This window comes from Phytohabitans kaempferiae (assembly GCF_042433955.1).
In the GTDB taxonomy this organism is placed as follows: domain Bacteria; phylum Actinomycetota; class Actinomycetes; order Mycobacteriales; family Micromonosporaceae; genus Phytohabitans; species Phytohabitans kaempferiae.
Map to the genome: position 1 here is coordinate 1 of NZ_JBHLUH010000095.1, position 11389 is coordinate 11389.

Here is an 11389-nt window from a genome sequence, read left to right on the forward strand (position 1 = left end):
CAACAACCGCTGCTGCGGATCCATCGACAACGCCTCACGCGGACTGATCCGGAAGAAGTCGGCGTCGAAGTCTGCCGCACTGTCGAGGAAGCCGGCTTCGCAGACGTAGCTCGTGTCCGGTCGTACGCCGTCCGGGTCGTAGATCCGGTCGAGATTCCAGCCGCGGTCGGCGGGAAACCCGCCGATCCCGTCGCCGCCAGAAAGCACGAGGCGCCACAGATCTTCCGGGGAACGCACACCACCCGGGTAGCGACACGCCATCCCGACGATCGCGATCGGCTCCCGAGCGCGAAGCTCAACTTCTGTCAGCTGGCGACGCGCTACCCGAAGGTCCGTGGTCGCCCGCTTGAGATAGCTGAGAAGCTTCTCCTCGTTGCTCACCCGAGTCTCGACCACCTATCGATCGAATCGTCCGCATGGTCCGCAACTTTCGCGCTGGACGTTACCGAGACGCCCGCGCTCACCCCACCCCTAGCCGCCCCCTAGGCTGTGCTCATAAGGGTCGGTCGAGTCGCCCTTTATGAAGCACGCCCCAATGCGCCGGCGCCACGGCGAGCCAGCCGAACGAGGTCGGGTACGACGTCGCGGGGGGACGGCATCGCTGAGATCTCCTCCCGCAGTCGGTCGGCTTCCGCACGCGGCGCCGGATCGGTGAGGATGTGGTGAAGCTGTTTCGCCAGCGGTGTGCCTTTTCGGCCCGCCCCGGCGCCAAGCACCAGTTGCGGTACGCCGTACGCGGCGGCCGAGGCAAGCGCCACACCGTCGTGTACGACCGCCGCGCAGGTCGGCAGGATCGCGGTCAGCGGTACCGGGTCGACGAGCCGGACGTTGGACGGCAGATCGGTCTCGGGCGGTACGAGGTCCACCGCGATCGCGCAGATCGCCTCGATCTCGAGGTCTTCGAGCGCGTCGAACAACTCGGGCGAGATCGTCCCGGCGTCGGTCAGCGACACGTAGACGCGGGGGCGCCGCGGCTTGCGACGCAACCATGACGGGACCACGGCGGGGCCGCCGTAGGGGAGGTACCGGATCGGCAGCTGTGGGCCGGAAGCCAGCAGCGTCCGCAGCGTGGGCGGCGTGGAGTCCACCGTGGCGTCGGCGTCGGCCGGTTCCACCTCGGCCGGTGTGACATGGTCGAGGATTCCCCGCATCCGCACGCTGACCACCCCTGCGCTGCGCGCCGCGACCGCCCCCGCGGGCGAGCAGGGGTCCCAGATCACCACGTCGGGGTTCCACAGGCCGGCGTATTCCACCAGGGCGTCCGTGTCGTCGGCCGCGACCGCGACCAGGCCGGTGCGGTTGACCGCGTCGACATCGGCGGACCCGGCCGCGATCTGTGCCTCGTGGCCGGCGCTGCGAAGCGCCCACGCCAGCGGGACCAGATTGTGTAACCGCTGCGACGGCGGCGAGGCGAACAGGGCACGCATGGCGGCTCTCCTAAAGCTCATCGATCCATTCCTGAATCGCCCGCGCCGTCTCCGTCGAATCCTCCGCGAGCATGCTGAAGTGGTCGCCGGGTATCGTCCGGTCGGCGTCGGCTCGGCGCCAGGTCGTCTGCCATCGCTCATCGGCCTGGCCGCTGCCGACCCCGCGCTCCGGCCGCAGCAGCAGGCTCGGCGCGGCGATGTCGGTCAGGACAACCTGCGGCAGGATGTCCATGTAGCGCGCCATCGCGGTCAGCCTGGTCCGGTCGAAGTTCCCGTACTGCGACTCACGATCGAGCATGCCGGTGATCATCTCGCTGATGATCCGGCTGACCCCGCCCGCGTCGACGTCGCCGGCATCCGCTTCGCTGACCGGGTACGTGTCGAGCAGTATCGTGCCGGCGGGGCGAACGCCACTCCGCTCCAACCGGCCGGCGACGGCGTGCGTGAAGATGCCGGCCGATGAGTAGCCGAGCAGGATGACCGGCTCGTCACCGATGGCCTTGCGCACCGCCTCGGTCAGCACGTCGATGATGGCGTCCGTCGAAGCGGGCAGCAGCTCGCCCGGTTGGAAGCCCGGCATCGGCAGCACGGACACCCGCCGCAGGTCGCGGAAATGGGCCGCGATCCGGGCGTACTGGTGGGCGCCGCCCATCGCCACGGGGGTGGCGAAGCACAGCAGGTGCGGCCGCGCTGACCCTTCGCTCAGGGTCACCGGCACTGGAGGATCGACGTCCGCGACGGACTCGAACGACGGCCGAAGGTTGGCGACCGAGTTGAGCATCGCGAGGCCCTCCGGTGCCTTCCCGGCTCGCACCGCCTCGCTGAACAGGAGCTTCAGGCCATCCGAGACCGGATCGGCCGACTCCTGGCCGGTGGCCGGAGCCGAGGCCGAGGTCGGCGTGGCCGTCCCGTCGAGGCTGCCGAAGCTGGTCAGCAGGTGCTTCGCGAGCGCCGCCGGGTTCTGCAGGTCGAAGGCGACCGTAGCCGGCAGTCGCAGCCCCGTCGAGGCGGCGATGCTGTTGCGCAGGTCCACCGCGGCCAGCGAGTTGAAGCCCAACTCCAGGAAGTGCCGGTGTGGATCTATCTCGCCTGAGTCGGCGTAGCCGAGCAGCCCGGCGGTGTGTTCGACCACGAGCGCACGCAGCACGCGTTCCCGCTGGCCCTCGGGCATCGCGGCGAGCCGCTGCCGCAGTGAGTCCGCGTCCGACTGGGCGGCCCGGGCGGCGGTGCGGCGTGCGGGTGTCACCAGCGCCCGGAACAGGTGCGGGACGTCGCTGGGCACGTCCGGAACGCCGGGTAGGACCTTCATCGGTACGAGCAGGGCCTCCGGGCGGGCGGTCGCCGCGTCGAACAGCGCCAAGCCGTCCGCATCGGACAGTGCGCCCAGCCCGGCCCGCGCGAACCGCGCCAGGATCGTCTCGTCCAGCGTCTGCCACGCGCCCCAGGCGAGCGACTGGGCTGGCTTGCCTTGTGCCTGGCGGTACGCGGCCAGCGCGTCCAGGAATGAGTTGGCCGCCGCGTAGTTGGCCTGGCCGGCGCTCCCGAGCAGGCCGGCGGCGGAGGAGAACACCACGAACGCCGACAGGTCCAGGCCCTCGGTCAGCTCGTGGAGCACCATCGTCCCGTCGACCTTGGGGCGCAACACGTCGGCGATTTGCTCATCGGTGAGCGCGGCGATGGTGGCGTCCTGTACGACGGCGGCCAGGTGGACGACGGCGGTGAGCGGGTGCGCGGCGGGAACCCCGGCGAGGAGCCGGGCGACCGCCTCGCGGTCCGACACGTCGCACCCCGCCGTCGTGACGCTCGCGCCCAGCGCGGTCAGCTCCGCCGAGATCTCCGGTGCGACACCGCCTCGGCCGACCAGCAACAGGTGCCGGACGCCGCGCGCGGTCACCAGGTGGCGGGCGAGCAGCCGGCCGATGACACCGCCCGCGCCGGTGACCAGGGTGGTGCCGTTGGCGTCGAATGTGCTCGCCGGTGCGGCATCCGCACCTGGGCGCGGCCGCACGAGCCGCGCGCCGTGCACGACGCCGTTGCGCACCACGGCCTCTGGTTCACCGCGGGCGGCGAGCGCCGGCAACATCCGATAGGACTCGGGGTCCTCGTCCAGGTCCGCCAGCACGAATCGGCCCGGATGCTCGCCCTGCGCCGCACGCACCAGGCCCCACACCGCCGCACCGGCGAGGTCGGCTGGCTCTTCCCCGGCGAGTACGCTGGCGCGGCGGGTCACCACGACCAGCTTCGCCGGGTTGTCGGAGTCGAGCCACTGCCGCAGCGACGCGAGCATCTCGCGGGTCGCGGTGTGGACCGCGCCCGCCGTGGCCCCCAGGCTTGTGCGGTCCAGAACGCGGATGTCCGGTGCCGACCCGTCATCCGGTGCGCCGACGTCCACCGGCACCCAGTCCACTGTAAACAGTGACTCGTGCGCGGTCGCCGCGGCGGCGGAGCCGAGGGCGGCGGACGTTGTGGCGCCTGAGCGCAGCACGAGCGACTCGACCGACGCGACCGGGTGGCCGGTCTGATCCGCCAGCGCGATCGACACCGTGTCCCGGGCGAGCGGCTGGATCCGTACCCTCACGGTCGTCGCTTCGGTGGCGTGCAACTCGACGCCGGTCCAGGCGAAGGGTAGGCCACCCGCGACCTCGACCGGTTCACACAAGGCGATCGCGTGCAGGGCGGCGTCCAGGACCGCCGGGTGGATACCGAAACCGACGGCGTCGGATCCGGACGCGTGGTCCAGGCTGACGTCGGCGAAGACATCGTCGCCGAGTCGCCACGCGGCGCGCAGGCCCTGAAACGTCGGCCCGTAGGCGAGCCCTTCACCGGCCAGCGCGTCGTACAGGCCGTCGACGGCGATCGGTTCGGCGCCGGCGGGAGGCCACGCGAGCAGTTCCGCGGGGACGGCGGCGCCGTCAGGTGCCAGGAGCCCGGCAGCGTGCCGCAGCCACGGCGCACCGGGGTCGTCGGCGCGGGAGTGCACGGTGATCGACCGTGCGCCCGAACCATCGGGTTCGCCGACCACGGCCTGGATCTGTAGCCGGCCGTGTTCGGGCAACACCATCGGTGCTTCGAGAGTCAACTCCTCCAGCCGGCGGCAGTGCACCTCGTCACCGGCCCGGATCGCGAGTTCGACCATGGCAGCACCGGGGAAGATCACGGTGCCGCCGACGGTGTGGTCGGCCAGCCACGGATGGCTGGTGACCGAGACCCGGCCGGCGAGCACGACGCTGTCGGCGTCAGCCAATCGCGTCGCCGCCCCGACCACCGGATGCCCGATGGCGTCCAGGCCGGGCGAGGCGGCGTCACCGCCGGCGAAGAGGGCCTTCGGGTCGATGTCGGGCCAGAACCTGGTCCGGTGGAAGGCGTACGTCGGCAGCGGCACCCGGCGGGCGTCCCGGCCGGCGAACAGCCGCGCCCCGTCCAGGCCGAGCCCGTCGGCGTACATCTGGCCGGCGGCGAGCTGAATCGCCACGGTTTCGGGCTGGGCCACGCCCCGCAACACCGGCACCGCGGCCGCGTCCTCGCTGGTCTCGGTCAGGCACGACTCCACCATCGCCGACAGCGTGCCGTCGGTGCCCAACTCGATGAACCGGTTGACGCCGGCCGACTCAAGCGCGCGTACCCCGTCAAGGAAGCGCACGGACTGGCGGCAGTTGGCCACCCAGTACTCCGGCCCACACATCTCGTCGGTCATCAGCGCGCCGGTGACGGTCGAAACCACCGGTAGTCGTGGCTTGTGGTAGGTCAGGCCCCGGGCGATGTCGCGCAGGTCGTCGAGCATCTCGTCGACGCCGGGCGAGTGCGCCGCTTGCATGACCGCCAACCGGTTGGTCCGCCGGCCCATCCGCTTCAACCGTCGGGCCAGCGCGAGCGTCGGCTTGACGTCTCCGGAGATGACCACCGAACCGGGTGCGTTGATGGCCGCGATGCTGACCCGGTCGGTGAGCATCGGCTGGACCTCGCTCTCGCTGGCCTCCACCGCCACCAGTGCGCCGCCGGGCAGTTCCTGCATGAGCTGGGCCCGGTGGGCGGTCAGCTTGACCGCGTCCTTCAGCGACAGCACGCCGGACACGTGCGCGGCGGCCAGTTCACCGGCGGAGTGACCCAGCACATAGTCCGGGCGCTGCCCCCAGGACTCCAGCAGCCGGAAGAGCGAGACCTCCATGGTGAACACCGCGGACAGTGTGAACTGCATCTGGTTCAGCAGTTTCGCGTTGACCGAGCCTTCGGCCGCGAACATGACGTCGTGCAGCGGCCGGTCCAGGTAGCGGTCGAAGGTGTCACTGACCTCGTCGAAGGCCCAGGCGAAGGTCGGGAAGGCTTGGTACAGCTCGCGGCCCATGCCGGCACGCTGGATGCCGCCACCGGGGAACAGGAAGGCGGTCTTCCGGCCCGGGCGCACGGTGCCCAGCGCGACCCCGGGCGCCGGCTTCGCGGCCGCCAGGGCGGCGAGCCCGGCCAGCAGCTCGTCGCGGTCGGCACCGGCCACCACGGCCCGGTGCGGCATCGGGATCCGCGACGTCACCAACGAGTATCCGACATCGATCGGGTCAAGCTGGGGGTGCTCGTTCAGGTACGACAGCAGCCGCTCGGCCTGATCGGGAACCGCCTCGCGGGTCCGCGCGCACAGCAGCAGGGGCGGTGTGACCGCTGCCTTCCTGCGCTCTTCGACCGGGCCGGCCACCTCGGCCGCGGACGCGACCGGTGCCGGTGCCTCCTCGAGGATGGCGTGGGCGTTGGTCCCGCTGAGCCCGAACGCTGACACGCCGCCCCGGCGCGGGTGGCCGTTGACCGGCCAGTCGATGGTTTCGGCGAGAAGCCGCACGTTTCCGCTCGACCAGGCGACGCCGGTCGTCGGCTCTTCCGCGTATCGCGACCTCGGCAGCTTTCCGTTGCGCAGCGCCATCGTCATCTTGATGACACCGGCGACGCCTGCGGCCGCCTGGGCGTGGCCGATGTTTGACTTCACCGACCCCAGCCACAGCGGCCGGTCGGCAGCGCGGTCCTGCCCGTAGGTGGCCAGCAGCGCGTTGGCCTCGATCGGGTCGCCGAGTGTCGTGCCGCTGCCGTGGCCCTCCACGGCGTCGACATCGGATGGTCGGAGGCCGGCGACGGCCAGCGCCCGCCGGATCACCCGTTCCTGTGCCGGTCCGCTGGGCGCGGTCGGACCGTTGGACATGCCATCCTGGTTGACGGCGGTGGCCCGGACGACGGCCAGGATCTCGTGCCCGTGTTGCCTGGCGTCCGACATGCGTTCCAGCACGACCACGCCGACGCCCTCGCTCCAGCCGTACCCGTCGGCGGAGTCGGCGAACGACTTGCACCGGCCGTCGACCGACGAGCCACTGGTGTGCGCGAACGGCTCCGGTGAGAAGAGCAGCGTCACACCGCCGGCCATGGCCAGCGAGCAGTCGCCCTTTCGCAGCGCCTGGGCGGCCATGTGCAGCGCGACCAACGACGAGGAGCATGCGGTGTCGACCGAGATCGCCGGCCCTTCAAGGCCGAGTGTGTACGCCACCCGGCCGGTCACCATGCTGCCCAGCGCACCGGTTCCGCGGAAGAAGACGTTCTCCGGCGCCAGCGCGCTCGGCCCGGGATCGTAGATGCAGCCCATGGTGCCGGCGAACACGCCGGTCGAGCTGCCCCTCAACGACAGCGGGTCGACGCCGGTACGCTCCAGCGCCTCCCAACACACCTCCAGCAGCATGCGCTGCTGCGGGTCCATCATCATCGCCTCATTCGGGCTGATCCCGAAGAACGCGGCGTCGAAGTCGGTGGCGTCGTGCAGGAACCCGCCTTCCGCTCGCCTGCCGGCGGCGGCGAGCGCCCGGTTCCAGTAGTCCATGTCCCACGACCGGTTGGTGGGAAACGCGGATACCCCGTCACCGCCGGAGGTCACCAGCTGCCACAGATCCTCGGGCGACGACACGCCCCCCGGGTAACGGCAGGCCATCCCGACGATCACGATGGGATCGTCGGCGGCTTCCATGACGACGACCGGGCCACCGCCGGTCGTCTCGGCCAGCTCTCCGAACAGCTCGTGGTACAGGTAGGCAGCGAGATCGCGAGCCGTCGGGTGGTCGAAGATGACGGTGATACGCAGGTCGAGCCCGGTGGCGATGGCCAGCCGGTTACGCACCTCGACGGCGATGAGCGAGTCGAACCCGAGCTCCTTGAAGACGCGGTCGACGTCGATGCGCTCCGGCGAGCTGTGGCCGAGCCCCGCGGCGACGTGGACCAGCACCAGCTCCTGCAGGGCGGTGAGCCGCTCAGACACCGCGAGCGGGCCGAGGCGGTCGAGCAGCGAGTCCGTGCCGGCCTGCCGGGCCGCGGCCCGGCGGCCCGGCGGAACAAGACCGCGCAACAGGTCCGGGACCCGGTCGGGCTCACCGCGCAACGCCGCCAGGTCCAGCCTGATGGGTACGACCAACGACCTGTCGGTGGTGGCGGCGGCGTCGAACAGCGCAAGTCCGTCCGCCTCGGACAGTGCGGCTCTGCCGCTTCGGTCGCCGCCCATGCCGTCGGCGAGCGCCCACTGCCCCCAGGCCAGCGATTGCGCGACCAGCCCGGCAGCCCGCCGGTGAGCGGCCAGCGCGTCCAGGAACGCGTTGGCGGCGGCGTAGTTTCCCTGCCCTGGCGCGCCGAACACGCCGGCCGCGGAGGAGAACAGGACGAAGGCGGTCAGGTCCCGGTCCTTGGTCAGGTCGTGCAGATGCCACGCGGCTTCGGCCTTCGCCGCGAACACGGTGTCGATCCGGTCCGGGGTCAACGCGGAAATCACTCCGTCGTCGAGGACGCCCGCGGCGTGTACCACCGCTGTCACTTCGCGGGAGGCCAGCAGCTCCGCGGCGGACCGCCGGTCGGCGAGGTCACAGGCCACGATCTCGACCTCGGCTCCCGAAGCGGCCAGTTCGGCGGCGACCGCCGCGGCACCTGGCGCCTTGTCGCCGCTGCGGCTGACCAGCAGCAGACGGCGCACGCCGTGCCGCGCCACGAGGTGGCGTGCCGTGGCTCGGCCGAGTGCTCCGGTGCCGCCGGACACCAGCACGGTGCCGTCCCACACCGGCTCCTGTGCCGCTGCCGCCGCTGGCTGCGGCGCGCGGGCGCGGGCCAGCCGCGCCACCAGGGTCCGGTCTCCGCGCAGGATCACCTCTGTCTCGCCCGAGGCGACGATGGCGGTCACCAGGTCACGCGCGCGTTGCTCGTCGTCGGTGTCGACCAGGAAGACGCGCCCCGGGTACTCGGAACGGGCGGTGCGGAACAGGCCGTGCGCGGCGGCGGCGCCCAGGTCTGGCACACGCTCGCCAGGCAACGCCTGGGCCCCGACGGTGAGCAGCACCAGGCGGGTGGAGGCGAAGCGGTCGTCGTCGGACCACCGCTGGAGTACGGCCAGCGCCCGATGGGTCGCCGCACGAGCGGCGGCGACGTCGGCGCCACCGGGCAGTCGCAGCACCACCACATCCGCGGCGACTCCCGCCTCCGGTGTCTCCTCGAAGTCGGCGACCGACACGCGGGCCGGGCCCGGCAATGTGATCGGCAACCAATCGACCTGGAAGAGCGAGTCCGCGATCCGGTCCACAGCGGACTGTCCAGCGGCAGCCAGGTGTTCGGGGCTCACCGGGCGCAGCATCAGTGACCCGACTGACGCGACAGGCATGCCTTCGAGGTCGGCGAGTTCGAGAGAGACGGTCGTGGCGCCGTCGCTCGCGCCAGCGGTGTCGGTCGCACCGTGCAGCGGAGTGATCCGCACCCGCACGGCCGCCGCGCCGGAGGCGTGCAGCTCCACATCGGACCAGGAGTAGGGCAGCGACAGCTCGTCGCCGCCCACCGCTTTGCCGTGGCCGGGGTCGAGCGTGCCGATCGCGTGCAGCGCGGCGTCGAACACGGCCGGGTGCAGCCCGAACGGGTCCGCTCCGAAGCGGGCGTGCTCCGGCAGGCTCACCTCGGCGAAAACCTCGTCGCCCCGGCGCCAGGCCCGCCGCAACCCCTGGAACACCGGCCCGTAGACAAGGCCGCCCAGGTCGGCCAGCTCCTCGTAGGTGCCGTCGATCGGCAACGGTACGGCGCCGGCAGGCGGCCAGGCGGCCAGCGTGAACGTCGCGGGGTCACCGGCGACGGCCAGCACGCCCGTGGCTTGCCGGACCCACACTTCCGCATCGGTCGGCGCGCTGGCGCACGAGAAGATGCCGACGGTGCGGGTACCCGCCGCGTCGGGCGCGCCCAGCACCACCTGTACCCGCACGCTGCCCTCCGTCGGCAGCACCAGCGGCGCATGCAGGATCAGCTCCCGGAGTCGGGGGCACCCCGCCCGCTCCCCCGCGGTGATCGCCAGCTCGACGAGTGCGGTACCGGGGAACAGAACCGTGCCGCCGACGGTGTGGTCGGCCAGCCAGGAGTGCGTCGCGAGCGAGATGCGCCCGGAGAGCATCAGCCCATCGGAGTCGGCCAACACGGTAGCGGCGGTGAGCATCGGGTGGTCGATGGCTCGCAGGCCGAGGGAGGTCGGGTCGTGGTCGGTTGTAGAGGTTTCCAGCCAGTAGCGCTGGTGTTGGAAGGCGTAGGTGGGCAGCGGGATGTGCCGGGCGGGGTGGCCGGCATACACGGCCGTCCAGTCGACTGATGCGCCATGCACGTGCAGCCGGGCCAGAGCCGTCACCGCGGAATGCGGCTCGGGCCGGTCCTTGCGCAACACCGGCACCAGAACAGCGTCCTGGCCCAGACACTCCCCCGCCAAAGCAGTCAACGTAGCGTCCGGACCCAGCTCCACGAACCGGGTCACGCCCTGCCCAGCGAGAGTAGCCACCCCGTCGGCGAACCGGACCGGCTCACGCACCTGACGCACCCAATACCCGGGGTCACACAACGCCTCAGGCGCGGCAACCCGACCAGTCAGATTCGACACCACCGACAACGTCGGTGCGGCATAGGACAACGACTCGGCCACCCGGGCGAACTCGGCAAGCATCGGCTCCATCCGCACCGAATGAAACGCATGCGACACCGGCAACCGCTTCACCCGCCGACCCAAGCCCACGAAATGAGCCTCGACCGCGGCAACCGGCTCCTCGTCACCAGAGACCACCACCGAGCCGGGACTGTTCACCGCCGCGACATCCACACCCGAACTCAGCAGCCCACGAACTTCCGTCTCGGAGGCTTGGACCGCGGCCATCACACCGCCAGTCGGCAGGGATTGCATCAACCTGGCCCGAGCGGCCACCAGACGGCACGCATCCGGCAACGACCACACACCGGCCACGTGAGCCGCCGCCAACTCACCAACCGAATGCCCCAACAAAAAATCAGGGACCACACCCCACGACTCCAACAACCGGAACAACGCCACCTCGACCGCGAACAACGCCGGCTGCGCCCAACCAGTCAGATCCAACAGCCCGCCGGAACCGTCGGCGATCACCTCACGCAACGGGCGGTCCAGATGCGGGTCAAGCTCGGCACACACGCCGTCGAACGCCTCCGCGAACGCCGGGAACGCCTCCAGCAGCCCTGAGCCCATGTTCAGCCGTTGCGCGCCCTGACCGGCGAACAAGAACCCGGTCAAACCACCACCAGCGGTGCCCTGAACGGCACCAGGCTCCCCGTCGACAAGCGCGGCCAACCCACGCAACAACTCGTCACGGCCGGCACCGACAACCACGGCACGGTGCTCGAACGCCGACCGCGAGGTGGCCAGGGACCAACCCACGTCTACCGGATCCAGTTCGCCACGCGCGGCAACGAACTCCAACAACCGAGCGGCCTGCGCCCGCAACGCCGGCCCAGAAACACCAGACACCGGCCACGCCACCACACCAGACCCGACGACCGGCTCCGCCACTGGCCCTGGCGCCGCCACAGGCTCCGGCGCCTCCTCCACGATCACGTGCGCGTTCGTCCCGCTCAAACCGAACGACGACACCCCAGCCCGCCGCAACCGACCAGCAGACGCCGGCCACGACCGC

At 71.3% G+C, this 11389-nt stretch carries 3 protein-coding genes and 1 pseudogene; all 4 read right to left on the minus strand.

What is annotated here, in order from left to right; translation table 11 throughout:
- The coding region (locus tag ACFFIA_RS40940) for a beta-ketoacyl synthase N-terminal-like domain-containing protein (RefSeq protein WP_377262284.1) at positions 1-381 on the minus strand (381 nt) is incomplete at its 3' end.
- Between the two features lie 137 nt (positions 382-518).
- Positions 519-1427, minus strand: a complete 909-nt coding sequence (locus ACFFIA_RS40945; protein WP_377262286.1) for a nucleotide disphospho-sugar-binding domain-containing protein — start codon at positions 1425-1427, stop codon at positions 519-521.
- Between the two features lie 10 nt (positions 1428-1437).
- Positions 1438-10989 (minus strand): SDR family NAD(P)-dependent oxidoreductase, encoded by a 9552-nt coding sequence (locus ACFFIA_RS40950; protein WP_377262288.1) that lies wholly within the window; start codon positions 10987-10989, stop codon positions 1438-1440.
- A gap of 72 nt (positions 10990-11061) precedes the next feature.
- A pseudogene (locus ACFFIA_RS40955) lies at positions 11062-11346 on the minus strand (CurL C-terminal domain-containing protein); the annotation flags it as partial.
- Between the last annotated feature and the right edge of the window lie 43 nt (positions 11347-11389).

Bases quoted from the DNA above. Each gene is read 5' to 3' on its own strand.
- ACFFIA_RS40945 (WP_377262286.1), bottom strand. From the start codon at position 1,427: ATGCGTGCCCTGTTCGCCTCGCCGCCGTCGCAGCGGTTACACAATCTG.